Raw genomic sequence first — 23,273 nt, forward strand, 5'->3', positions numbered from 1 at the left:
CCATAAATCATCTTTTTGCCTTGATATCGGTCAGTTTGTCGGGCTCCTCCCATCGTCTTTTAGGGGTAGATCGGGTAGTGTGTGGCCGTTTATGTGAAATAAGGAATTTCTATGCGCAATCGTACATTCGCTGACCTGGATCGGGTGGTGGCGCTCGGCGGCGGGCATGGTCTGGGTCGGGTGATGTCCTCCCTCTCCTCGCTGGGCTCACGGCTGACCGGCATTGTGACCACCACCGACAACGGGGGATCCACCGGGCGGATCCGCCGCTCGGAAGGCGGCATTGCCTGGGGCGATATGCGCAACTGCATCAATCAGTTAATCGCCGAGCCGAGCGTGGCGTCGGCGATGTTTGAGTACCGTTTTAGCGGCAATGGCGAGCTTTCCGGCCATAACCTGGGAAATCTGATGTTAAAGGCGCTGGATCACCTCAGCGTGCGGCCGTTAGAAGCGATCAATTTGATCAGAAACCTGCTCAAAGTGGACGCTTTTCTTATTCCGATGTCGGAACAACCGGTGGATTTAATGGCGCTCGATCATGAAGGCCATGAAGTATACGGTGAAGTGAATATCGATCAGCTGGATAGCGTGCCGCAGGAGTTGATGCTCACCCCGCCGGTACCGGCCACCCGCGAGGCGGTAGAGGCCATCGCCGAAGCCGATCTGATCCTCATCGGCCCGGGCAGTTTCTATACCAGCCTGCTGCCGATCCTGCTGCTTGACGAGATGGCCCAGGCGCTGCGCCGCACTCCGGCGCCGATGGTGTTTATTGATAACCTCGGCAAAGAGCACAGCCCGGCCGCGAGGCTCTCGCTGGCGGAGCGCATCGCGATTATGGAGCGCTACGTGGGCAAGCGGGTGGTGGATGCAGTCATCGCCGGCCCAAAAGCCGATATCAGCGGCATCGACGACCGGCTGGTGATCCAGACGCCGCTGGAAGCCAGCGACGTGCCCTATCGCCATGACCGGGCGCTGCTTCGCGGGGCGCTGGAGAAAGCGCTCCAGCTGCCGGGCTGATCCTGCGCGCCGAAGGCTCGGTTTTCGGCGCACCTTAAAATCTTAAGGTTGTCTTAAAACAGAGCTGGCACTATACCCTTATCTCTTCCTGTGGGTATGTACTATGTCGTTATTGCCTCTGCGTCGGCCGGTCGTCAGCCGCACGACTTATCTGATTATTTTCGCGGTCTATATCGGGCTTTTTCTTAACCTCGCCTTCTACCGCCAGGCGTATACGCTGCTGCCGGTGAACAACCTGCACACCGCGCTGGTGTTTCTGAGTATGCCGCTGGTGGCATTCAGCGTGATGAATATCCTCACCACCCTCGCCTCGTTTCTCAAGCTTGACCGGCTGGTGATTAGCCTTTTTATTCTGCTCAGCGCATCGGCGCAGTACTTCATCTGGAGCTTCGGCGTGGTGATCGACCGCAGCATGATCACCAACATCCTCGACACCACCCCAGCGGAGAGCTTTGCCCTGCTCTCCGGCGAAATGATCGTTGTCCTTGGCCTCTCCGGGGTGCTGGCGGTGCTGGTCGCCTGGTGGGTTAAAATTCGTAAACCGGCCACGCTATGGCGCGGCGTGGCCTGGCGCCTGGTGAATATGGTGGCCTCCGCGCTGCTGATCGTCCTGATTGCCGTCCTCTTTTATAAAGACTATGCCTCGCTGTTTCGCAACAACAAGGAGCTGGTGAAATCCCTGAGCCCCTCCAACAGCATTGTGGCGGTGAACTCCTGGTATGCGCACCATCGCATGGACAACCTGCCGCTGGTGAAGATTGGCGAAGATGCCAAACAGAAACCGGTGATGCATAACGGTCCCCGTAAGAACCTGACGATTGTGGTGCTGGGCGAAACTTCCCGGGCGGACAACTTCTCGCTGGGCGGATATCCGCGCGACACCAACCCGCTGATGCAACAGGACGGGGTGATCTACTTCCCGCACACCACCTCCTGCGGAACCGCCACGGCGGTCTCGGTGCCGTGCATGTTCTCCAACATGCCGCGCGCGCACTATGACGAAGAGCTGGCCCATCATCAGGAAGGGGTGCTGGATATTCTGCAGCGCGCCGGCATTCAGGTGTTGTGGAACGACAACGATGGCGGCTGCAAGGGGGCCTGCGATCGGGTACCGCATCAGAACGTGACCGATCTGAAGCTAACCGGGCAGTGCATCGACGGCGAGTGCTACGATGACGTGCTGTTCCATCATCTCGACAGCTATATCGATAACCTGCAACAGGATGGCATTATTGTGCTGCATACCATCGGCAGCCATGGGCCGACGTACTACAATCGCTATCCGGCTGAATTCAAAAAATTCACCCCAACCTGCGACACCAATGAGATCCAGGGCTGTACCCGGGAGCAGTTGACCAACACGTATGACAACACCATCCTGTACGTCGACCACGTGGTGGATAAAGCGATAAAACTCCTGCAGGCGAAACAGGACAAATTCACTACCAGCCTGGTCTATCTTTCCGACCACGGCGAGTCGTTAGGGGAAGATGGGGTCTATTTGCATGGTCTGCCGTACTCTATCGCGCCCGATACGCAGAAACACGTGCCGATGGTGATGTGGCTCTCTGCCGACTACCAGCAACGCTACGGCATTTCCGCGCAGTGTCTGCAGCAGCGAGCGAAAAAAGAGAATTACTCGCAGGATAATCTGTTCTCCACCCTGCTCGGCCTGCTCGGCGTCAGCACCCACGAGTACCAGGCGGCAGATGATATTTTAACGCCATGTAGAGAGGCTGGTTGATGAAAATCTTAGTCATTGAAGACGATGCGCTGCTGTTGCAGGGGTTAATCCTGGCGATGCAAAGTGAAGGATACGTGTGCGACGGCGTCTCCACAGCGCACGAAGCGGCGCTGTCGCTGGCCAGCAATCACTATAGCCTGATCGTGCTCGATCTTGGCCTGCCGGACGAAGACGGCCTGCATTTTCTCGCCCGCATGCGACGGGAGAAAATGACTCAGCCGGTGCTGATCCTCACCGCCCGCGATACCCTTGAGGATCGCATTAGCGGTCTCGACACCGGCGCGGATGACTATCTGGTGAAACCCTTTGCCCTGGAAGAGCTGAACGCGCGCATTCGCGCCCTGCTCCGTCGGCATAATAATCAGGGCGATAACGAAATCAGCGTCGGCGACCTGCGCCTCAACGTCACCCGTCGCCAGGTGTGGCTCGGTGAGACGGCGCTGGATCTGACGCCGAAGGAGTATGCCCTGCTATCGCGACTGATGATGAAAGCCGGCAGCCCGGTACATCGCGAGATCCTCTACAACGATATCTACAGCTGGGACAATGAGCCAGCGACCAATACCCTGGAAGTGCACATCCACAACCTGCGCGATAAGATTGGCAAATCGCGGATCCGCACCGTCAGGGGCTTCGGCTATATGCTGGCTAACCACAACGAGACGGAATAGACCATGGCTCTGTTTGCAACCGAAAACTGGACCATGCGCCACCGGCTGCTGTTGACCATCGGCGCCATTCTGGTGGTCTGTCAGCTGATCAGCGTCTTCTGGCTATGGCATGAGAGCAAAGAGCAGATCCAGTTGCTGGTGGCCAGCGCCATCGAAGGGCACAACAATCAGAAGCATGTGGAGCATGAGGTAAGGGAAGCGGTCGCCAGCCTGCTGGTGCCGAGCCTGCTGATCGTGGGTCTGGCGCTGTATATCAGCATGCTGGCGGTACGCAAAATCACCCGCCCGCTTTCACGTCTGCAAAGCGAGCTGGAGAGTCGCACGCCGGACAACCTCACCCCCATCGTGCTCAGCGAATCGGTACCTGAGGTGACGGCGGTGACCACCGCCCTGAATCAGCTGGTTTCCCGCCTCAATCTGACCCTTGACCGCGAACGGCTGTTTACCGCCGACGTGGCGCATGAGCTGCGCACCCCGCTGGCCGGGCTGCGGCTGCACCTTGAGCTGCTGGCGAAAGTGCATGGCATGGGCGTCGACCCGCTGATCCAGCGCCTCGACCAGATGACCACCAGCATTTCGCAGCTGCTGCAGCTGGCACGCGTCGGTCAGTCCTTTTCCGCCGGCAGCTATCAGCAGGTGCTGCTGCTGGATGACGTGGTCAAACCGCTGCAGGATGAGCTGGAGACCATGCTGGCCGAGCGCCAGCAACGGCTGCTGCTGACGGATGTCGAAAGCGAGGCCGTCGTCTCTGGCGACGCGACGCTCATCCGCGTCATTCTGCGCAATCTGGTGGAGAATGCCCATCGCTACAGCCCGCAAGGGTCGACGATCCGCGTGTCGGTGAAAGCGGGTCTGATGCCGGTGATGGCAGTGGAAGATGAAGGACCGGGAATTGATGAGGCGAAAAGCGGCGAACTCAGTAAGGCCTTTGTACGCATGGACAGTCGCTACGGCGGCATAGGGCTTGGACTGAGCATCGTCACGCGCATTGCTCAGCTGCATGACGCCCAGTTCTTTTTGCATAACCGCCAGCCGGGGCCAGGGGTCCGCGCGTGGGTGTTATTCCCGCGGCGTGCGGGTCAGAACGTCAGCACCCACTGATGGAAGAAGGCAACAATAATGACCAGGGCGGTGGCGACCGCCAGATATTCACGGAAGTTGATTTTTTGCATGGGCACTATCCTCATCAGGTTGAGGATAGTGTCGCCTGGCGAGATTAAGCAAACATTAAGAAGGCCGCTTTGCGGCCTTTTTTCTTCTCCGCCGTGGGTTATCTGGCTGCGGAACGGTCAGCGCAGCGCCGTACCTTCACTGCCCCCTCGCCTATCCCCGTCCGGCGGTATGCGCCAACACTCAGGAGGCGGCGATAAACAGTTCGCGCAGCTGATGCAGCTGGTCGCGAATTTGCGCCGCCTCTTCGAACTCGAGGTTCTGCGCGTGCTGCATCATCTGCCCTTCCAGCTCGTGGATTTTCTGCTGCAGCGCTTTTGGCGTCATATCCACGCCGCTGAGCCCGGCAGGCTCGACGGCCTTCGCTTTACCGCGCCCTTTGGCTTTGGTTTTCGCCAGGCTCTGGCCCAGCTGCAGGATATCCACCACTTTCTTGTTCAGCCCCTGCGGCACGATGCCATGCTCTTCGTTGTAGCGCTGCTGCTTCTCCCGTCGCCGCTCCGTCTCACCGATGGCTTTCGCCATCGAGGGAGTGATCTTATCGCCGTACAGAATAGCCTTGCCGTTGACGTTGCGCGCCGCGCGGCCGATGGTCTGGATCAGCGAGCGTTCGGAGCGCAGGAAGCCCTCTTTGTCCGCATCGAGGATCGCCACCAGCGACACCTCCGGCATATCCAGCCCCTCACGCAGCAGGTTGATCCCCACCAGCACGTCAAACTCGCCAAGACGCAGGTCGCGGATAATCTCCATACGTTCGACGGTGTCGATATCCGAGTGCAGATAGCGCACCCGCTCGCCGTGCTCCTCAAGGTACTCGGTTAAGTCTTCCGCCATCCGCTTGGTGAGGGTGGTGACCAGCACGCGCTCGTTGATGGCCGTGCGCAGGCGGATCTCCGACAGCAGGTCGTCGACCTGGGTGGCCACCGGCCGCACTTCGATGATCGGGTCCAGCAGACCGGTCGGACGCACCACCTGATCCACCACCTCGCCGCCGGATTTATCCAGCTCGTAGGCGCCGGGGGTCGCCGACACGTAGATGGTTTGCGGCGCCAGCGCTTCGAATTCTTCAAACTTCATCGGCCGGTTATCCAGCGCCGACGGCAGGCGGAAGCCGTACTCCACCAGCGTCTCTTTGCGCGCCCGGTCGCCGCGGTACATGCCGCCGATCTGCGGCACCGTGACGTGGGATTCGTCGATCACCAGCAGGCCGTCTGCCGGCAGGTAGTCGAACAGGGTGGGAGGCGGCTCGCCGGGCCCGCGCCCGGAGAGGAAGCGCGAGTAGTTTTCAATGCCCGAGCAGTAGCCCAGCTCGTTCATCATTTCGAGATCGAACTGGGTGCGCTGGGTTAAGCGCTGCTCTTCCAGCAGCTTGTTGTTGGCCAGCAGCACCTTGCGCCGCTCCGCCAGCTCCAGCTTAATCTCTTCCATCGCCTGGACGATGCGTTCCCGCGGCGTCACGTAGTGCGTCTTGGGATAAATGGTGTAGCGCGGCACCGTCGATTCCACATGGCCGGTAAGCGGGTCGAACAGCGACAGGCGCTCAACCTCTTCGTCAAACAGCTCAATGCGCAGGGCGATATCGTCGGATTCCGCCGGGAAGACGTCGATCACCTCGCCGCGCACGCGGAAGGTGCCGCGCTGGAAGGCCTGATCGTTGCGGGTATACTGCAGCTCGGCCAGGCGGCGCAGGATCGCCCGCTGGTCAATCAGCATCCCCACCGTCAGATGCAACATCATTTTCAGATACAGGTCCGGGTCGCCGAGGCCGTAGATAGCCGAGACCGAGGCCACCACCACCACATCGCGCCGCTCAAGCAGCGCTTTAGTGGCCGACAGGCGCATCTGCTCGATATGTTCGTTTACCGAGGCGTCCTTCTCAATGAAGGTATCTGAGCTGGGGACGTAGGCTTCCGGCTGGTAGTAATCGTAGTAGGAGACGAAATACTCGACGGCATTCTCGGGGAAAAATTCTTTCATCTCGCCGTAGAGCTGGGCCGCCAGGGTTTTGTTTGGCGCCAGCACCATCGTCGGCCGCTGCAGATCGGCAATCACGTTGGCGATGGTAAAGGTTTTACCGGAGCCGGTGACCCCCAGCAGCGTTTGATGCGCGAGCCCATCCTCCAGCCCCTCTTCCAGGCGGCGGATGGCTTCCGGTTGGTCTCCGGAGGGGCGAAAGGCGGAATGCAGAACAAACGATTTACTCATCAATCAGAACCTGAAAAAGATTTAGCGGCCGGTGTTTAATTCTACCCCTCGGGCCGTTTTTTGCCAACAAAATATACTGGATATTTAAACAGTACGTGATTATGATAGCGCCACGATTTGGCCTTTTTTGCCGGCAACCGGGATATAAAACGCGCGCCGGGCGGAATAATCCTCCGGCCGTCAGGGTTATCCCCAGAAATTTTTACCTTTTAACATTTGTCAAGCGGACGGGTGAAAGTTTTATGGCAGAAGATGACGCTTTTCTTACACCCATTGATTTTATCTAACAAGCTGATATTTAATGCTTTTAAAGAAAAGACGCCTTTCGCGCCAATTCAGCCGCAAGCCGCGTACGCTCTAGCTTACCGCAGGTTTTCTAACTCTAATACACAAGGTTATCCACAGGAATAGTGGATAACTGTCTGCAGCCCAAGACCGCCGCCGCCCGGCGCAAATCGTCTGGCTGCCTAAACCGCGCGGCGAAAAATTTTTATCGAACTATTTTTGATAACTATCCGCTTAAAGCCGCTCGATTTTTGCTGCTTTTTGCACCACCCTTTAGCGTCGGGCACCGGAAAAGTGCAGCCCCGGCGCTGGCTGTGCCTGATGGTATCGGCGTTTAGCGTTTTTTTCCGAGCGTTCTTTTTCCTGGCAAGAGTTTTGCAGCATCTTTCTGTCGCCCTGACGCCAGGATAAGGAGAAAACGTCCATGTTGAATTTACAGGCAGTAAATCACTTTTACGGCAACCAGCATTCGCTGTGGAATGTCGATCTTGAACTACGCCCGGGGGAGTGCATTGGCGTACTGGGACGCGAGGGCATGGGAAAAACCACCCTGGTTAACTGCATTGCCGGGCACCTGCCGGTGGCCAGCGGCCGGATGACCTGGCATGACATTGGCGCCCCGCCGCAGGATCTCACCCCCCTGTCGGCCCAGTCGCGCAGTGCCATCGGTATCGGCTATGTGCCGCAGGATAAACGCATCTTCTCCCAGCTCAGCGTGGAAGAGAATCTACATATTGCCCTCGCGGCCGGGAAACCCGGGGCTAACGCCAGCGGCGGCGAAATCTATGAACATTTTCCCGAACTCTATGCCCTACGGCAGCGCAAAGGCGCCTCGCTGAGCGACGACGATCAGTACCAGCTGGCGCTGGCCAGGGCGTTGATTGTCCAGCCGCGGCTGCTGATCCTTGATGAACCCTCGCGCGGCAGAGGGCCGCGCTGTCTGCAAAAGCTGGCGGATCTGCTGCTGCGGTTGAATCGCGATATCGGCCTGACGGTGCTGCTCGCCGAGCAGCACCTGCCCTTTATCCGCCGGGTGGCGGATCGTTTCTGTGTTTTGCACCGGGGCCGTAACGTCGCCGAAGGCGATATTATGGCGCTGGACGAACCGCTGCTGGCGCAGTGGATGACGCCGGATCCAGCGCCCTGAGGTCCAGATACTGGCCGAGATCGTCGCGCTGCGCGATATCGGCAAGCCACGGTATTTCACCGAGGAACGGCGCGGCCAGCCGGTTTTTCAGCGTCGCCAGATACTCGGCGTGGCGCTTGCCCGGCGGCAGCACGTCATTGGCGATCCACCCCGCGAGCGGCAGCCCCGCCTGGCGTACCGCCTGGGCGGTAAGCATCGCGTGGTTGATGCAGCCGAGCTTAACGCCCACCACCAGAATCACCGGCAGCTGCTCCGCCTGCGCCCAGTCGGCGAAGGTCAGGGTTTCCGAAAGCGGCGTAAACCAGCCGCCGGCCCCTTCCACCAGCACCCAGTCGGCGAGGCGTTCTAACTCGCGCAGCCCGCTGGAGAGCCTCGCCGCGGCGATCGGCCGTCCTTCGTCGGCGCTGATGATATGCGGTGAGGTCGGCTCGGCGAAGGTATACGGGTTAACCTGCTCATAGCGCAGCGCGACCCGGCTATGACGCTGCAGCGCCAGCGCGTCTTCATTACGCAGCCCGGCGGCGGTAAGCTCGCTGTCGGAAGCCACCGGCTTATAGCCGGCGGTGTGAAAACCCAGCTGATTCGCCGCCTGCAGCAGGGCGCTGCTGGCGATGGTTTTCCCGACTTCAGTGTCGGTCCCGGTGACAAAAAAACGTTTAGTCACGCTCAATGACTCCTGTAAAAAGAGAATACGTCAGCGGGCAGACGCCCTGCCGCTGCGGCCAGGCCAGCTGTAGCTCGCGCAGTTTGCCGCGGCTAAGCGGGGCCGATGCCCGCCCCTGGTGCAAATGGGTGGCGCCGATGCCCTTCAGCGATCGCATGGCGCTCAGCGCATCGACGAACGGCAGGCTAATCTGATGCACCTCGCCGGACGCCCGCAGGCCGCTCAGCGCCTCGCGCACCGCCGCTTCGCTGAGAAAACGGTTGGCATGCGGCCGGTCGTCGATGGCCTGCCACGCCTGATTGAGCTCCGGCAGCGAGTCGGCCAGCAGCTTGCTAAACGCCACGCTGCCGCCGGGACGCACCACCCGGTACAGCTCGCCAAGGGCTGCGCGCAGATCGTCGCACCACTGCACCGCCAGATTGCTCCACGCCAGATCGACGCAGGCATCGGGCAGCGGCAGCGCCTCAATGTCGCCCAGCAGGTAATGCTGGGCGGCGTCGTTACGCTGCGCCTGGGCCAGCATCCCGGGGGAGAGATCCAGCGCGGTCACCACGCTGCCCGCCTCACGCCAGCGGCGGCTCATGCTGCCTGGGCCGCAGCCGGCATCCAGCACCCGGGGAAAATCGCGACGCGCCAGCTGGCGCAGCAGCAGTTCCGCGCTGCGCCGCTGCAGTTCATCATGTTGCGAATAGCCGCTGGCCGCCCGGCCAAACGCCGCGGCGACCGCCTGCTTATTCACCGTGGCCATGCAGCACCTCCAGTAAACGGTTAATGTCCTCAGCCTGATGGGCGGCGGTCAGGGTCAGGCGCAGACGAGCGCTGCCGACCGGCACCGTCGGTGGACGGATCGCCGTTGCCCAGCAGCCCGCGTCGCGCAGACGGCTGGCCAGGCTCAGCGCCCGGCCGTTATCGCCGACGATCAGCGGCTGGATCGCGCTGACGGAGTCGGTCAAACCCAGCGACGTCTCGCCCATCCCCGCGCGGAACTGACGGATACGGGCGGCCAGGGTGTCGCGGCGGCGCTGGCCTTCATCGCTGCGAATCACCCGCAGCGCGGCGCTCAGCGCCACCGCCTGGGCGGGCGGCATCGCGGTGCTGTAGATCAGATGGCGGGCAAACTGCAGCAGATAATCGGCCAGCGCGTCATCGCACAGCACCGCCGCGCCGCTGACGCCGAACGCCTTGCCGAAGGTAACCACCAGCAGCTCAGGGCGCACCGCCTGCGCGGCGCAGCTCCCGCGTCCTTCGTCGCCGACCACGCCGACGCCGTGGGCATCATCCACCAGCAATAGCGCCCCGGCGGCCTGCGCCGCGGCGTGAATGGCCGCCAGCGGCGCGCTGTCGCCGTCCATGCTGAAAATGCCTTCGGTGACCGCCAACTGTTCGCCCGCCAGCGGCTTAGCCAACAGTTGAGCGAGCTGTTGCGGATCGTTGTGGCCGAAACGGCGTAGCTGCGCCGGACTCAGACTGGCCGCCTCCAGCAGGGAGGCGTGGCTCAGGCGGTCGGCCACAATCCGATCCTCTTTATCCGCCAGGGAGGCGATCAGCGCCTGATTGGCGGCAAAGCCGGAGATAAACAGCAATGCGCGCGGGTAGCCCAGCCAGTCGGCAAGTTCCTCTTCCAGCGCACGGTGGGCCTCGCTATAGCCGCTTACGTGTCCCGAGCCGCCGGAACCGACGCCATAACGTTCCGCCCCCTGCTGCCAGGCGGCGATAATCGCCGGATGCTGGCTCAGGCCGAGATAGTCATTGCTGGAGAAGTTAAGCCAGCGCTCCCCTTCCCGCTCCAGCCAGCGCCCGGCGCCGTGCGTCACCGGCAGGCGGCGGCGAAGGGCATCCGCCGCCCGTCGCTCGTCCAGCGCCCGATCGATTCGCTGCTGCCAGGTCATAGCGCCGCCGCGTTGTAATATTCCTCAGTGTCCGGGGTGAGTAAGGCCTGCTCCAGACGCTGCTGCTGCTCATTGTCGCCTTCCAGCACCGCCGTCTGTTGCGGGTTGATCCCCAGCTTGCGGAACAGCTGCAGATCGTTGTCCTCTTCCGGGTTCGGCGTGGTCAGCAGCTTGCAGCCGTAGAAAATGGAGTTCGCCCCGGCCATAAAGCACATCGCCTGGGTCTGCTCGTTCATCTGCTCGCGGCCGGCGGAGAGACGCACGTAAGAGGTAGGCATCATGATGCGCGCGATGGCGATAGTGCGAATAAAATCGAAAGCGTCGACGTCGTCGTTATCCGCCAGCGGCGTACCTTTGACTTTTACCAGCATGTTGATGGGCACGCTTTCCGGCGGCGTGGGCAGGTTGGCCAACTGCAGCAGCAGGCCAGCGCGGTCTTTCACGGTCTCCCCCAGCCCGACGATACCGCCGGAGCAGACTTTGATCCCGGCGTCACGCACTTTGTCCAGAGTATCCAGGCGCTCCTGGTAGGTGCGGGTGGTGATGATGTTGCCGTAAAATTCCGGCGAGGTATCAAGGTTGTGGTTGTAGTAATCGAGGCCCGCCTCGGCCAGGCGCTGCGCCTGGCTGTCGGTCAGAGTGCCGAGCGTCATGCACGACTCCAGCCCCAGAGCCTTCACCCCTTTCACCATCTGCTCCAGATAGGGCATATCGCGATCGTTGGGGTTTTTCCACGCCGCTCCCATGCAAAAACGCGTGGAGCCGGCGTTTTTTGCCTGACGGGCGGACTCCAGAACCTGCTCGACCTCCATCAGGCGCTCGGTTTCGAGACCCGTTTTATAACGCGCGCTCTGCGGACAATATTTACAATCTTCCGGACAGGCGCCGGTCTTGATCGACAGCAGGGTGCTGACCTGCACCTGGCGCGGATCAAAGTGTTGACGGTGGATTTGCTGCGCTTCGAATAGCAGGTCGATCAGCGGTTTATTAAATAATTCCGTAACTTGCGACATTGTCCAGCGGGGGTGGTGAGCCATTTTCCTCTCCAAAGGTCGTACACTACCTGTTTCACACAGCCTCTTTGTTGGCTGCACTCGCACACCCCTGTCAGATAGTGAACTATGCTGCTGGGGATGTTCTCACTTGCCGCCTCGATGCTGCGCGAAATATTTTGTGTACGTTTCATTGTAAGTAAGTTCAGTGTAGACTTGTAAACCTAAATGTTTTCAAAATGGTTTACAAGTCGCTTATGACCCTGGACGATCTCGCCTTCGATCGGCGCCACATCTGGCACCCCTACACCTCTATGACTTCCCCCCTGCCGGTCTACCCGGTGGTTTCCGCCCACGGTTGCGAGCTGTCCCTCGCCGGCGGCGAACAGCTGATTGACGGTATGTCCTCCTGGTGGGCGGCGATCCACGGCTACAATCACCCGCGTCTTAATGCGGCGATGAAAGCGCAAATCGACCAGATGTCGCACGTGATGTTCGGCGGGATCACTCACCCTTCGGCGGTGGCGCTGTGTCGTCAGCTGGTGGCAATGACCCCGCAATCGCTGGAGTGCGTATTCCTCGCCGACTCCGGTTCGGTAGCGGTTGAGGTGGCGATGAAAATGGCCCTGCAGTACTGGCAGGCGAAAGGCCAACCGCGTCGTCGTTTCCTGACCTTCCGCAATGGCTATCACGGCGATACCTTCGGCGCGATGTCGGTCTGCGATCCGCAGAACTCGATGCACAGCCTGTGGCAGGGTTATCTGCCGGATAACCTGTTCGCCCCCGCGCCGCAGAGCCGCTTTGACGGCGAGTGGGATGAAATGGATATGGTGCCCTTTGCCCGCCTGATGGCCGCGCACCGTCACGACATCGCCGCGGTGATCCTCGAACCGATCGTACAGGGCGCGGGCGGGATGCGGATGTACCATCCGGAGTGGCTGAAGCGGGTGCGTAAAATGTGCGACCGGGAAGGGATACTGCTGATCGCCGATGAGATTGCCACCGGCTTTGGCCGCACCGGCAAGCTGTTCGCCTGCGAGCACGCCGGTATCGCCGCCGATATTCTGTGTCTGGGCAAGGCGCTGACCGGCGGCACCATGACCCTCTCCGCCGCGCTGACCACCCGCGAGGTGGCGGAAACCATCAGCAACGGTGAAGCCGGCTGCTTTATGCACGGCCCAACCTTTATGGGCAACCCGCTGGCCTGCGCGGTGGCCAGCGAAAGCCTGCGCCTGCTGGAGAGCGGCGAATGGCAGCGGCAGGTGGCGGCGATTGAAGCCCAGCTGCAGACCGAGCTGGCTCCGGCGCGGGGATCCGCCCTGGTCGCCGACGTCCGCGTGCTGGGCGCTATTGGCGTGGTTGAAACCTGTCGCCCGGTCAATATGGCTGCCCTGCAGCGCTTTTTCGTCGAGCAGGGGGTGTGGATCCGACCGTTTGGCCGCCTGATCTACCTGATGCCGCCGTATATCATCACGCCTGAACAGCTGTCCCGCCTGACCCGCGCCGTTAACCTGGCGGTGCAGGACGAAACATTTTTTAGCGAATAAATAGCGGAATTGCGTCGTGGTGCAGGCTACACTTCCTGGTTAATCAGCGCATTATCAATGAGGATGAAGCATGAAACTGATCAGTCACGATCTCCAGGACGGCGGTAAGCTGCCTAATCGTCACGTCTTCAACGGCATGGGCTACGATGGCGACAATATTTCGCCGCATCTGATGTGGGATGATGTGCCCGCAGGAACCAAAAGCTTTGTGGTGACCTGCTACGATCCGGATGCGCCGACCGGCTCCGGCTGGTGGCACTGGGTGGTGGCTAACCTGCCTGCGGATACGCGCGTCCTGCCGCAGGGGGCCGGTTCCGGCCAGGCGGAGCTGCCGGAAGAGGCCGTTCAGACCCGCACCGATTTTGGCAAGGCGGGATACGGCGGCGCAGCGCCGCCGAAGGGCGAAACCCACCGCTATATCTTTACCGTCCACGCCCTGGACGTCGAGAAAATTGAAGTGGATGCCGAGGCCAGCGGCGCAATGGTCGGCTTTAACGTCCATTTCCATTCCCTCGCCAGCGCCTCCATCACCGCCCTGTTCAGTTAATCTTCCCCCGGATAGCGGCTTGCGCCTTATCCGGGCTACCTGCGGCGCCATGTGTTTTTCAGGTGGCGCTACACTCATCTTTACCAGATAACACTTACATATCAAATAAATACACGTAGCTGTAGGCCTGGCAAGCGCCGCGCCGCCGGGAAAGTATTGATTACCTTCCAGGCAACCCTGTTGCATGGTTATTTTGCCGGGTGGCGGCTGCGCCTGACCCGGTCTGGGGTTCGTGCAACCTGTCGTTCATTTATTCACCAGCCTTGCTGAAACTGCCTGTGCTGGCGGCCTCAAAATCGCTGAGACGTTCCCGGAAGGCCGGGGCAGCCCGCATGGATGCGGGCTGAGGGCCGTGTTTTGCACGGACGCTGCCTCGGCCCGACCCGAAGCCTGCAGGGATAAGTCGAAGGGACCGCGCAGCGGCGATTTTGCTGGCCGGAGCCCGGGGGTACAGGGGGCGGCGGCGACTGGCCGCCCCCTGTGCGCTCCCTGCGCCATGATTGACATAACGCAGACGATTAGCCGGGAGCGCAATCTGCCCGGAATTAACATAGAAGTTGTAGCCCTGCCAGGCGCAGTGCGAACAAGGACATTTTCGGTTGTACCGTTATTTTGCCGGGTGGCGGCTGCGCCTGACCCGGCCTGGGGTTCGTGCGACCTGTCGTTAATTTATTCACCATTGTTGCTGAAACTGCCGGTGCTGACGGCCTCAAAATCGCTGAGACGTTCCCGGAAGGCCGGGGCAGCCCGCATGGATGCGGGCTGAGGGCCGTGTTTTGCACGGACGCTGCCTCGGCCCGACCCGAAGCCTGCAGGGATAAGTCGAAGGTACCGCGTAGCGGCGATTTTGCTGGCCGGAGCCCGGGGGTACAGGGGGCGGCGGCGACTGGCCGCCCCCTGTGCGCTCCCTCCACCGTAAGAGACATAACGCAGAAAATTAACCGGGAGCGCAATCTGCCCGGAATTGACATAGAAGTTGTAGCCCTGCCAGGCGCAGTGCGAACAAGACATTTCCGGTTGTGCCGTTATTTTGCCGGGTGGCGGCTGCGCCTTACCCGGCCTACAGTTCCCTCTCACAGGCTCATACCTCGTAGGCCCGGTAAGCGCAGCGCCACCGGGCGATGACAGCAGGCACAGAGCCGATTTTGTGCCGGGTGGCGGCTGCGCCTGACCCGGCCTACAGGGTCCTCTCCCAGGCCAACACCTCGCAGACCCGGCAAGCGCCGCGCCGCCGGGAAAGTATTGATTACCTTCCAGGCAACCCTGTTGCATGGTGATTTTGCCGGGTGGCGGCTGCGCCTTACCCGGCCTACGGGGTCCTCTCACAGGCCTACACCTCGTCGCCCCGGCAAGCGCCGCGCCGCCGGGGAGATCTGATTTACTGCTCAGTGACAACCTGCAGCGCGGTTTTACGCACCCGCGCGTACCACACCACCGTCAGCAGCCCGAGCCAGACCAGGCCGGCGATCAGCGCCATCCGCGTCTCGGCAAACATCCCCAGCACAGCGATGACCAGCCCCATAAACAGCAGCGTTAACAGCGGCGCCACCGGCCAGAACGGAACGGGGAAGGCAATCTGGCTGCGCTCTTCGGCAGACAAACTACGGCGCATGGCGAAATGGGAGAGCAGGATCATCAGCCATACCCACACCGTGGCGAATGCCGCCAGCGAAGCAATCAGCACAAATACCTGCTCGGGGATCAGATAGTTCAGCACCACCGCCGCCAGCAGCGCGCCGCCCATGACCACCACCGTCATCCAGGGTACGCCGTTGCTGGCGATGCGCTGGAAGCTTTTCGGCGCCAGCCCCTCCTTCGACATGCCGTACATCATGCGTCCGGCGCCGAAGATATCGCTGTTAATCGCCGAGATGCTGGCGCTGATCACGATGATGTTAAGGATTGTCGCCGCCGCCGGGATCCCCAGACCGTCGAAAATCAGCACAAACGGACTCCCCTGCTCGCCAAAGCTGTTCCACGGGAAAATCGCCATCAGCACCGCCAGGGTGCAGACGTAGAACAGGATAATGCGCAGCGGAATGGTATTGATGGCCTGCGGGATGACCTTCTTCGGATCCTTCGCTTCCGCGGCGGTGACGCCGATAATCTCCACCCCGCCGAAGGCGAACATCACGATGCCAAGCGAAGCGATAACGCCCTGCCAGCCGTTAGGGGCAAAGCCGCCGTGGCTCCAGAGATTTTCCAGCCCGGTGGCCGGGAAGCTATGGCCGAAGCCAAAGAAGATGATCCCCGCCCCCGCCAGCATCATGGCGATAATCGCCACCACCTTCACCAGCGACAGCCAGAACTCCATCTCGCCGAACACCCGCACGTTGCACAGGTTCATGGCGCCGATAAAGAAGATGATGCTGAGGATCCAGATCCAGCGCGGGACATCGGGATACCACAATCCCATATAGATGCCGAAGGCGGTCACGTCGGCCAGGGCGACGATTACCATTTCAAAAGTGTAGGTCCAGCCGGTAATAAACCCGGCCAGCGGGCCGAGATACTGGCGGGCATAGCTGCCGAAGGAGCCGGAAACCGGGTTGCGCACCGCCATCTCGCCCAGCGCGCGCATGACGATAAACACCGCCGCGCCGCCAATCAAATAGGCCAGCAGCACCGCCGGGCCCGCCGCCTTGATGGCGGAAGCCGAGCCATAGAACAGCCCGGTGCCGATCGCGGAGCCGAGCGCAATAAATCGAATGTGTCGGGCATTGAGCCCGCGCAGCAGATGTGGCTTGTGTTGTTGTTGCATATACAGGTGTCCTGGTTTTTTTATTTGACGACAAATATGCGATGTAGGGCGGTCGGGGGAATGATTTCCCCCGACGCGGGTACAGAGAACAACGGTGATTAGTGCAGGCCTGGCAGTACGGCAGGCAGCAGACGCGTCAGGTGACGGGCCGCCAGAAGCGCAATGGCATTATCGATATCCGGGGCGAAGTAGCGATCCTGCGTATAGTGAGGGACGCGTTCGCGCAGCAGATGGCGCGCCTCTTCCAGCAGCGGGCTGGTGGTCAGCCCTTCGCGCATATCCAGCCCCTGCGCCGCCGCCAGCCACTCGACGGCCAGTACGCCGCGGGTGTTCTCGGCCATCGCCCACAGGCGGCGACCGGCCGCCGGCGCCATCGAGACGTGATCTTCCTGGTTGGCGGAGGTCGGCAGGCTGTCGACGCTGTGCGGGTGCGACAGCGCTTTGTTTTCACTGGCCAGCGCCGCCGCCGTGACCTGGGCAATCATAAACCCGGAGTTCACCCCGCCGTTTTTGACGAGGAACGGCGGCAGCTGCGACATATGGCTGTCCATCATCAACGCGATGCGACGCTCGGAGAGCGAGCCGATTTCGGCAATCGCCAGCGCGATATTATCCGCCGCCATCGCCACCGGCTCGGCGTGGAAGTTACCGCCGGAGATCACGTCATTCTCGGCGGCGAAGACCAGCGGGTTATCGGACACCGCGTTGGCTTCGGCCAGCAGCACCTCAGCCGCCTGGCGGATCTGGGTCAGGCAGGCGCCCATCACCTGCGGCTGACAGCGCAGGGAGTACGGGTCCTGCACCTTGCTGCAGTTATGGTGCGACAGCGAGATCGCGCTGTCGTCGGTCAGCAGATGGCGATACAGCGCCGCCGCGTCAATCTGCCCGCGCTGGCCGCGCACTTCATGGATGCGCGCATCAAACGGACGACGAGAGCCCAGCGCCGCTTCGGTGGTTAACGCCCCGCAGACGACCGCAGAGGCGAACAAATCTTCGGCTTCGAACAGACCGCGCAGGGCAAAAGCGGTCGACGCCTGGGTGCCGTTGAGCAGCGCCAGCCCCTCTTTCGCCGCCAGGGTAATCGGCTCCAGCCCCGCCTGACGCAGCGCTTCGGTGGCCGGCAGCCAGTCGCCGCCGCGTACCCGCGCTTTACCTTCGCCAAGCAGGGTCAGCGACATATGGGCCAGCGGCGCGAGGTCGCCGGAGGCGCCGACGGAGCCTTTCGCCGGGATCCACGGCGTCACGCCGGCATTCACCAGGCCAATCAGCGCCTGGATCACGCTCAGGCGGATCCCGGAGAATCCGCGGGACAGACTGTTAATCTTCAGCACCATAATCAGGCGCGCCAGGTCATCGTCCAGCGGCTCGCCTACGCCCGCCGCATGGGACAGCACCAGCGAACGCTGCAGGTTCTCCAGATCTTCCGTCGAGATACGGGTCTGCGCCAGCAGGCCAAAACCGGTGTTGATGCCGTAGGCGGTCCGCCCTTCGGCAAGGATAGCGTTGACGCAGGCCACGCTCTCGTCAATGGCGGCAAACGCGCCGCTGTCGAGGGCAATATTCACCGGGTGGCTGTAGATGTCGCGGAGCTGCGACAGGCTGAGTTGACCCGGGATCAGAGTTAAAGATTTCATTTCGCGTTCCCCTGCGTTGCCGCCACCATCGGAAGATTCAGACCCTGTTCTGCCGCGCATTCAATGGCAATCTCGTACCCCGCGTCGGCATGACGCATCACGCCGGTGGCCGGGTCGTTGTGCAGGACGCGGGCGATACGCGCTGCCGCTTCATCGGTGCCATCGCAGACGATAACCATCCCGGAGTGTTGCGAGAAGCCCATGCCTACCCCGCCGCCGTGGTGCAGCGACACCCAGGTCGCGCCGCTGGCGGTGTTGAGCAGCGCATTCAGCAGCGGCCAGTCAGAGACCGCGTCAGAGCCGTCGCGCATCGCTTCGGTTTCGCGGTTCGGGCTGGCGACGGAGCCGGAGTCAAGATGATCGCGGCCAATCACGATCGGTGCGGAGACTTCGCCGCTGCGCACCATTTCGTTAAACGCCAGGCCCAGCTTCTGCCGCCATTCCAGACCGACCCAGCAGATACGCGCCGGCAGTCCCTGGAAGCTGATGCGCTCGCGCGCCATATCCAGCCAATGGTGCAGATGCTTATCATCCTTGATGATCTCTTTCACTTTCGCGTCAGTCTTGTAGATATCCTGCGGATCGCCGGAGAGCGCCACCCAGCGGAACGGACCGATACCGCGGCAGAACAGCGGGCGGATATAGGCCGGCACGAAGCCCGGGAAATCGAAGGCGTTGCTGACGCCCACTTCCTGAGCCATCTGGCGAATGTTGTTACCGTAGTCGAAAGTCGGCACCCCCATCTCATGGAAGGCCAGCATCGCCTGCACGTGGTCGGCCATCGAGCGTTTCGCCGCCAGAATGGTGCCCTGCGGATCGGATTCGGCTTTCTGTTGATACGCTTCCCAGCTCCAGCCTTTCGGCAGATAGCCGTGCAGCGGGTCGTGGGCGCTGGTCTGGTCGGTGACCATATCCGGGCGCACGCCGCGTTTCACCAGCTCCGGCACGATCTCCGCGGCGTTGCCGCACAGCGCGATGGAGATAGCCCGGCCTTCGGCGGTGTATTTCTTGATACGCGCCAGGGCGTCATCCAGAGAAGTGGCCTGTTCGTCCACGTAGCGGGTGCGCAGACGGAAATCGATGCGGCTCTGCTGGCATTCAATATTCAGCGAGCAGGCGCCGGCCAGCGTCGCGGCCAGCGGCTGCGCGCCGCCCATGCCGCCCAGCCCGGCGGTTAGCACCCAGCGGCCTTTCAGGCTGCCCTGATAGTGCTGGCGACCGGCTTCGACGAAGGTTTCGTAGGTGCCCTGGACGATGCCCTGGCTGCCAATGTAGATCCAGCTGCCGGCGGTCATCTGGCCGTACATCGCCAGCCCTTTGGCATCCAGCTCGTTAAAGTGTTCCCAGGTCGCCCAGTGCGGAACCAGGTTGGAGTTAGCGATCAGCACGCGCGGCGAGTGTTCATGGGTTTTGAAAACGCCCACTGGCTTGCCGGACTGGACCAGCAGGGTCTCGTCGCTTTCCAGGTTCTTCAGCGCCTTCACGATAGCGTCATAGCATTCCCAGTTGCGCGCTGCGCGACCAATACCGCCATAGACCACCAGTTCGTGCGGGTTTTCGGCGACATCGGGATCGAGGTTATTCATTAACATACGCAGCGGGGCTTCGGTCAACCAGCTCTTCGCGGTCAGCGTCGTGCCTCTTGGCGCACGGACGTCCAGCTGGCGATATTTGCTTTGCGACATCGGGGTTTCTCCTGACAATGAACGTTGTTTACGTAGATACATATACTTGTCTATACAAGCATGCGCAAGCCAGGATTTAACAGAAATGATACAATTTTGTTATATTGCGTCAGCAATCACGTTTTGCTGACGCCAGCGTGGATCAGGAGCCAAAGCGGCCCTGCAGACGATAGCGGCTACCGGGGAACAGCAGGCGCGCGTGGGAGACGATGTGGGTTGTCGACCAGGTGCGGCGGCGGATCAGCAGGCAGGGATCGTGGGCGTGAATATGCAGCAGCGCGCACTCTTCCGCCGTGGCCTGCACCGCTTCAACAATATGTTCACCTTCTGTTAACGGGGCGATCAGCGACAGATAATCATGGGGCGTGGTGGCGGTATAATCCTGCTGGAGATAGTCCGGCACCACCGCGGCATTGACGCAGCGATCTTCGATTTGCACCGGCACCTCGTTTTCGTAATGCACCATCAGCGAGTGAAAGATGCGGGTGCCTTCCGCTACGCTGAGCGCCGCCGCCTGAATATGATCCGCCCGTGTCTCCTCCAGCAGCAGCACCTCGCAGCGGTGCTGATGGTGACGGGCAATAATTTCTTCGGCAATGCTGCGCACCTCAAACAGCGCCGACTGCCCTTTCGGCTCGGCGACAAAGGTCCCCACCCCTTGCAACCTGACCAGCAGGCCTTCATCCGTAAGCTCGCGCAGCGCGCGGTTGATGGTCATCCGGCTGAAGCCGAACTGGGCCACCAGCTCCGCTTCGGAAGGGATACGGTCATGCGGTCGCCAGACGCCGCTGTGAATTTTTTCACCGATAGCCTGCTTCACCTTCTCATAAAAAGGCGCGGGCGCGGAACGGGGTTGCTGTGAAAACATAGCCTGGCTTTCCTTTTGCAAAATGGGCGGCGAAACACCCAGAATATACCGGAATGGCTACTGCCACCAATGGACGATTTGCCATGCCAGACGGGCGGCCGCGCGGGCGCCCTGACCGTCAATGTCAAACTGCGGGTTGAACTCCACCAGATCCACCGCCTGCAGCTTACCGCTGCGGCACAGCGGCTCAACGATGCGCAGCAGGGTCGCCAGCGGCACGCCCAGCGCCGCCGGGGCCGACACCGCCGGCATTTCCCGCGCCGGGAGCACGTCCAGATCGATGGTCAGATACAGACGATCGTACTGCGCGATGTTGCGCTCAAGCTCCGCCAGCACCCGGGTTTCGAAGGCCTCCAGCACCAGGAGATCCTCCACGATAGCCACCTCGCGTCGCGCCGCTTCCTCCCAGAGCGCCTGGGTGTTGGCCGCCCGACTGACGCCGATGCAGGTATAGTGAAAAGCGCGCTGCTGCGCGTCACACTCCAGCGCCAGCTGGCGGAACGGCGTCCCGGAGCTGGCGCGCTCGGCAACGCGCAGATCAAGATGCGCATCGAGATTCATAATGCCCACTTTTTCGCCCGGGAAGGCATCCAGTACCCCCGCGCCATGACCGAAGGCGGTCTCGTGGCCGCCGCCCAGAACCAGCGTGCGTTTCCCGGCGCGCTGGCAGGCGGTCACCGCCTCGCGCAGCGCCTGATGCGCGGCTTCCAGCTGTTCGCCATCGACGCTAATCGTGCCCATATCCACGCAGCGGTCGTGGCCCTGATGGCTGGCCATATTGGCCAGCGCCCGGCGTAGGGTCGCCGGGCCGTCAGCCGCTCCGGTACGCCCTTTGTTGCGCCGGACGCCTTCGTCACAGGCGAAGCCAAGCAGCGCGATATCGCCGGGCAGCGCCTGCGGCGCGAAGCGTTCCGCGCGGGGGATGGTCTGAAACAGGCGCAGCGCATTCGGCGCTTCCGCACTATCATCGCGCCCCTGCCAAAGGTTGGCGGGCGTAGCTTGCCACAGCATCATTGCCATTCTCCTTGTACCACGCGTCCCCAGAGCGGACTGCGCCCCGGCTCATACACCATCTCGACCGGATGCTCGGCATCCCAGATGGCAAAGTTCGCCACAAAGCCCGCCGCCAGCTGACCGTGGCTGTTCTGCCGCCCCAGCGCCCGCGCGGCATGGCGCGTCACGCCGGCCCACGCCTCTTCCGGCGTTAAACCAAACTTGACGCAGGCCATATTCATCGCCAGATGCAGGCTGGCGAAGGGGCTGGTGCCGGGGTTGAAATCGGTCGCCACCGCCATCGGCACCTGGTACTTGCGCAGCAGTTCCACCGGCGGTTTGCGGGTTTCATTGAGGAAGTAAAACGCGCCGGGCAGCAGGGCCGCCACGGTGCCGCTTTCGCGCATCGCCGCCACTCCCTCTTCCGTCAGATATTCAATATGGTCGGCGGACAGTCCGTGATAACGGCTCACCAGCTGGGCGCCGCCCAGCGAGGAGAGCTGTTCAACGTGACCTTTAACCGGAATGCCCAGCGCCTGCGCCGCCTGAAACACCCGCTCGGTTTGCTGCGGGCTGAAGCCGACGTTTTCGCAGAAGACGTCAACGCTTTCAAACAGTCCCTCCCGCCACAGCGTCGGCAGGATAGTGTCGCAGACCAGCGTAATATAGCCGTCGGCGTCGCCTTGATATTCCGGCGGCGTGGCGTGGGCGGAGAGCAGCGTCGCCGAGAGTTCCACCGCGTTATCACGCGCCAGCTGGCGGGCGACCCGCAGCATTTTGCGTTCGTTTTGCAGATCGAGACCGTAGCCGGATTTGATCTCCAGGGTGGTCACCCCTTCACGCAGCAGGCGGGCCAGACGCGGCTGCGCCAGCGCCAGTAATTCGGCTTCGCTGCTGTCGCGGGTGGCGCGCACGGTGGCATTAATCCCCCCGCCGCTGGCGCTGATGGTCTGATAGGAGACGCCGTTCAGCCGCTGCTCCCACTCCTGCGCCCGGCTGCCGCCGAAGATCAGGTGGGTATGGCAGTCGATTAATCCCGGCGTGACCAGCCGGCCTTCGAGATCGATCCTGCGCCCGCTGGGGAGGTCATCTTCGGGGACGATCGCCGCAATGCGACCGTCGCGAACCAGTAGCGCGTGGCGCTCCAGCAGACCGTACGGTTGTGAAGCATCAGGGTTCAGGGTGGCGAGACGGGCGTTTCGCCAGATAACGCGTTCGGAGGTGGCTTCAGTCATAGCGTTCAACTTGTCATGGGTTGTATAGACATTTATTTTCATAACGCCGGGAATGTCAACAAAAGCGCGAGTAAATGTTATTTATTTGTGACTGGAGACCGTCCGGCGACGCGGCGTATTGCGTAAAGAAGGTAAGTTTTTCAGCCCACGTCTTCCCGTTTCGTTCAAGTTAGTATAAAACAGCAGGTTTTAAAGGACTTATACCCTGGCGTCTCAGCC

General features: G+C 61.5%; 19 protein-coding genes. 8 read left to right on the forward strand and 11 right to left on the reverse strand.

Going from position 1 to position 23,273, the window contains the following annotated elements; translation table 11 throughout:
- Positions 1 to 111: 111 nt before the first annotated feature.
- The 4 genes from yvcK to pmrB all read left to right on the forward strand — a co-directional run bounded on the left by yvcK (position 112) and on the right by pmrB (position 4,533).
- Positions 112 to 1,017: a uridine diphosphate-N-acetylglucosamine-binding protein YvcK gene (gene yvcK / locus ACOI6Z_RS09300; protein WP_023288920.1), complete on the forward strand. Its 906-nt coding sequence runs from the start codon at positions 112 to 114 to the stop codon at positions 1,015 to 1,017.
- 103 nt (positions 1,018 to 1,120) lie between these two features.
- A complete protein-coding gene (eptA, locus tag ACOI6Z_RS09305; protein ID WP_050532957.1) occupies positions 1,121 to 2,761 on the forward strand; it encodes a phosphoethanolamine transferase EptA in 1,641 nt (546 codons plus the stop codon).
- Complete coding sequence (pmrA, locus tag ACOI6Z_RS09310) at positions 2,761 to 3,432, forward strand: two-component system response regulator PmrA (RefSeq protein ID WP_023288918.1); 672 nt, start codon at positions 2,761 to 2,763, stop codon at positions 3,430 to 3,432. The genes eptA and pmrA overlap by 1 nt, the downstream gene beginning before the upstream one ends.
- Before the next feature lie 3 nt (positions 3,433 to 3,435).
- Entirely contained in the window at positions 3,436 to 4,533 is a 1,098-nt protein-coding gene (pmrB, locus tag ACOI6Z_RS09315) for a two-component system sensor histidine kinase PmrB (protein WP_023288917.1), read from the forward strand.
- Positions 4,534 to 4,785: 252 nt separating this feature from the next.
- On the opposite strand, the gene uvrB is transcribed toward pmrB, so the two are convergent.
- Positions 4,786 to 6,807 carry an excinuclease ABC subunit UvrB gene (uvrB, locus tag ACOI6Z_RS09320; RefSeq protein WP_004886127.1) on the reverse strand — a complete coding sequence of 674 codons (2,022 nt, stop codon included), beginning with the start codon at positions 6,805 to 6,807 and terminating at the stop codon, positions 4,786 to 4,788.
- 410 nt (positions 6,808 to 7,217) lie between these two features.
- On the opposite strand from uvrB, the gene ACOI6Z_RS09325 reads away from it, so the two are divergent.
- Together ACOI6Z_RS09325 and ACOI6Z_RS09330 are read left to right on the forward strand one after the other, a co-directional pair.
- On the forward strand, positions 7,218 to 7,430 hold the full coding sequence (locus tag ACOI6Z_RS09325) for a hypothetical protein (protein WP_044521787.1): 213 nt from the start codon (positions 7,218 to 7,220) through the stop codon (positions 7,428 to 7,430).
- An 86-nt stretch (positions 7,431 to 7,516) separates the two neighbouring features.
- Positions 7,517 to 8,239 carry an ABC transporter ATP-binding protein gene (locus tag ACOI6Z_RS09330; RefSeq protein ID WP_017900923.1) on the forward strand — a complete coding sequence of 241 codons (723 nt, stop codon included), beginning with the start codon at positions 7,517 to 7,519 and terminating at the stop codon, positions 8,237 to 8,239.
- Here the strand turns inward: ACOI6Z_RS09330 and bioD are convergent.
- Genes bioD through bioB form a run of 4 tightly spaced genes read right to left on the reverse strand, consistent with a single transcriptional unit; the run spans position 8,181 to position 11,829 of the window.
- Positions 8,181 to 8,903: a dethiobiotin synthase gene (bioD, locus tag ACOI6Z_RS09335; protein WP_065812182.1), complete on the reverse strand. Its 723-nt coding sequence runs from the start codon at positions 8,901 to 8,903 to the stop codon at positions 8,181 to 8,183. The two genes, ACOI6Z_RS09330 and bioD, sit on opposite strands and share 59 nt — an antisense overlap.
- Positions 8,896 to 9,651 carry a malonyl-ACP O-methyltransferase BioC gene (gene bioC / locus ACOI6Z_RS09340; protein WP_420687228.1) on the reverse strand — a complete coding sequence of 252 codons (756 nt, stop codon included), beginning with the start codon at positions 9,649 to 9,651 and terminating at the stop codon, positions 8,896 to 8,898. Before bioC ends, bioD begins: the two co-directional genes overlap by 8 nt.
- Positions 9,635 to 10,792, reverse strand: a complete 1,158-nt coding sequence (gene bioF / locus ACOI6Z_RS09345; protein WP_065812183.1) for an 8-amino-7-oxononanoate synthase — start codon at positions 10,790 to 10,792, stop codon at positions 9,635 to 9,637. Before bioF ends, bioC begins: the two co-directional genes overlap by 17 nt.
- On the reverse strand, positions 10,789 to 11,829 hold the full coding sequence (bioB, locus tag ACOI6Z_RS09350; RefSeq protein ID WP_049014538.1) for a biotin synthase BioB: 1,041 nt from the start codon (positions 11,827 to 11,829) through the stop codon (positions 10,789 to 10,791). Before bioB ends, bioF begins: the two co-directional genes overlap by 4 nt.
- A gap of 212 nt (positions 11,830 to 12,041) precedes the next feature.
- Between bioB and bioA the strand changes: the two genes are divergently transcribed.
- Both bioA and ACOI6Z_RS09360 read left to right on the forward strand, forming a co-directional pair.
- Positions 12,042 to 13,331, forward strand: coding sequence for an adenosylmethionine--8-amino-7-oxononanoate transaminase (bioA, locus tag ACOI6Z_RS09355; RefSeq protein ID WP_065812215.1), 1,290 nt, complete (start codon positions 12,042 to 12,044; stop codon positions 13,329 to 13,331).
- Positions 13,332 to 13,401: 70 nt separating this feature from the next.
- A complete protein-coding gene (locus tag ACOI6Z_RS09360; protein WP_002895575.1) occupies positions 13,402 to 13,878 on the forward strand; it encodes a kinase inhibitor in 477 nt (158 codons plus the stop codon).
- Between the two features lie 1,378 nt (positions 13,879 to 15,256).
- Here ACOI6Z_RS09360 and ACOI6Z_RS09365 read toward each other — a convergent pair.
- The 6 genes from ACOI6Z_RS09365 to hutI form a co-directional block, all read right to left on the reverse strand.
- Entirely contained in the window at positions 15,257 to 16,639 is a 1,383-nt protein-coding gene (locus ACOI6Z_RS09365) for an amino acid permease (protein ID WP_023288910.1), read from the reverse strand.
- Positions 16,640 to 16,737: 98 nt separating this feature from the next.
- Entirely contained in the window at positions 16,738 to 18,273 is a 1,536-nt protein-coding gene (hutH, locus tag ACOI6Z_RS09370; protein ID WP_032455192.1) for a histidine ammonia-lyase, read from the reverse strand.
- Entirely contained in the window at positions 18,270 to 19,958 is a 1,689-nt protein-coding gene (gene hutU, locus ACOI6Z_RS09375) for a urocanate hydratase (protein ID WP_023288908.1), read from the reverse strand. The genes hutH and hutU overlap by 4 nt, the downstream gene beginning before the upstream one ends.
- A gap of 142 nt (positions 19,959 to 20,100) precedes the next feature.
- Positions 20,101 to 20,826 carry a histidine utilization repressor gene (locus ACOI6Z_RS09380; protein ID WP_023288907.1) on the reverse strand — a complete coding sequence of 242 codons (726 nt, stop codon included), beginning with the start codon at positions 20,824 to 20,826 and terminating at the stop codon, positions 20,101 to 20,103.
- Positions 20,827 to 20,883: 57 nt separating this feature from the next.
- The gene (hutG, locus tag ACOI6Z_RS09385; protein WP_420687230.1) at positions 20,884 to 21,840 is read right to left on the reverse strand and encodes a formimidoylglutamase; all 957 of its coding nucleotides are present in this window, start codon (positions 21,838 to 21,840) and stop codon (positions 20,884 to 20,886) included.
- On the reverse strand, positions 21,837 to 23,096 hold the full coding sequence (gene hutI / locus ACOI6Z_RS09390; RefSeq protein ID WP_074423100.1) for an imidazolonepropionase: 1,260 nt from the start codon (positions 23,094 to 23,096) through the stop codon (positions 21,837 to 21,839). The genes hutG and hutI overlap by 4 nt, the downstream gene beginning before the upstream one ends.
- Between the last annotated feature and the right edge of the window lie 177 nt (positions 23,097 to 23,273).

Source organism: Klebsiella sp. C239 (genome assembly GCF_048822715.1).
Lineage (GTDB): Bacteria > Pseudomonadota > Gammaproteobacteria > Enterobacterales > Enterobacteriaceae > Klebsiella > Klebsiella quasipneumoniae.

Excerpts from the sequence above, each read along its gene's own strand:
- yvcK (WP_023288920.1), top strand. The coding sequence starts at position 112 with ATGCGCAATCGTACATTCGCTGACCTGGATCGGGTGGTGGCGCTCGGC.
- eptA (WP_050532957.1), top strand. The coding sequence starts at position 1,121 with ATGTCGTTATTGCCTCTGCGTCGGCCGGTCGTCAGCCGCACGACTTAT.
- pmrA (WP_023288918.1), top strand. The coding sequence starts at position 2,761 with ATGAAAATCTTAGTCATTGAAGACGATGCGCTGCTGTTGCAGGGGTTA.
- pmrB (WP_023288917.1), top strand. The coding sequence starts at position 3,436 with ATGGCTCTGTTTGCAACCGAAAACTGGACCATGCGCCACCGGCTGCTG.
- uvrB (WP_004886127.1), bottom strand. The coding sequence starts at position 6,807 with ATGAGTAAATCGTTTGTTCTGCATTCCGCCTTTCGCCCCTCCGGAGAC.
- ACOI6Z_RS09330 (WP_017900923.1), top strand. The coding sequence starts at position 7,517 with ATGTTGAATTTACAGGCAGTAAATCACTTTTACGGCAACCAGCATTCG.
- bioC (WP_420687228.1), bottom strand. The coding sequence starts at position 9,651 with ATGGCCACGGTGAATAAGCAGGCGGTCGCCGCGGCGTTTGGCCGGGCG.
- bioF (WP_065812183.1), bottom strand. The coding sequence starts at position 10,792 with ATGACCTGGCAGCAGCGAATCGATCGGGCGCTGGACGAGCGACGGGCG.
- bioB (WP_049014538.1), bottom strand. The coding sequence starts at position 11,829 with ATGGCTCACCACCCCCGCTGGACAATGTCGCAAGTTACGGAATTATTT.
- bioA (WP_065812215.1), top strand. The coding sequence starts at position 12,042 with ATGACCCTGGACGATCTCGCCTTCGATCGGCGCCACATCTGGCACCCC.
- ACOI6Z_RS09360 (WP_002895575.1), top strand. The coding sequence starts at position 13,402 with ATGAAACTGATCAGTCACGATCTCCAGGACGGCGGTAAGCTGCCTAAT.
- ACOI6Z_RS09365 (WP_023288910.1), bottom strand. The coding sequence starts at position 16,639 with ATGCAACAACAACACAAGCCACATCTGCTGCGCGGGCTCAATGCCCGA.
- hutH (WP_032455192.1), bottom strand. The coding sequence starts at position 18,273 with ATGAAATCTTTAACTCTGATCCCGGGTCAACTCAGCCTGTCGCAGCTC.
- hutU (WP_023288908.1), bottom strand. The coding sequence starts at position 19,958 with ATGTCGCAAAGCAAATATCGCCAGCTGGACGTCCGTGCGCCAAGAGGC.
- ACOI6Z_RS09380 (WP_023288907.1), bottom strand. The coding sequence starts at position 20,826 with ATGTTTTCACAGCAACCCCGTTCCGCGCCCGCGCCTTTTTATGAGAAG.
- hutG (WP_420687230.1), bottom strand. The coding sequence starts at position 21,840 with ATGATGCTGTGGCAAGCTACGCCCGCCAACCTTTGGCAGGGGCGCGAT.
- hutI (WP_074423100.1), bottom strand. The coding sequence starts at position 23,096 with ATGAAAATAAATGTCTATACAACCCATGACAAGTTGAACGCTATGACT.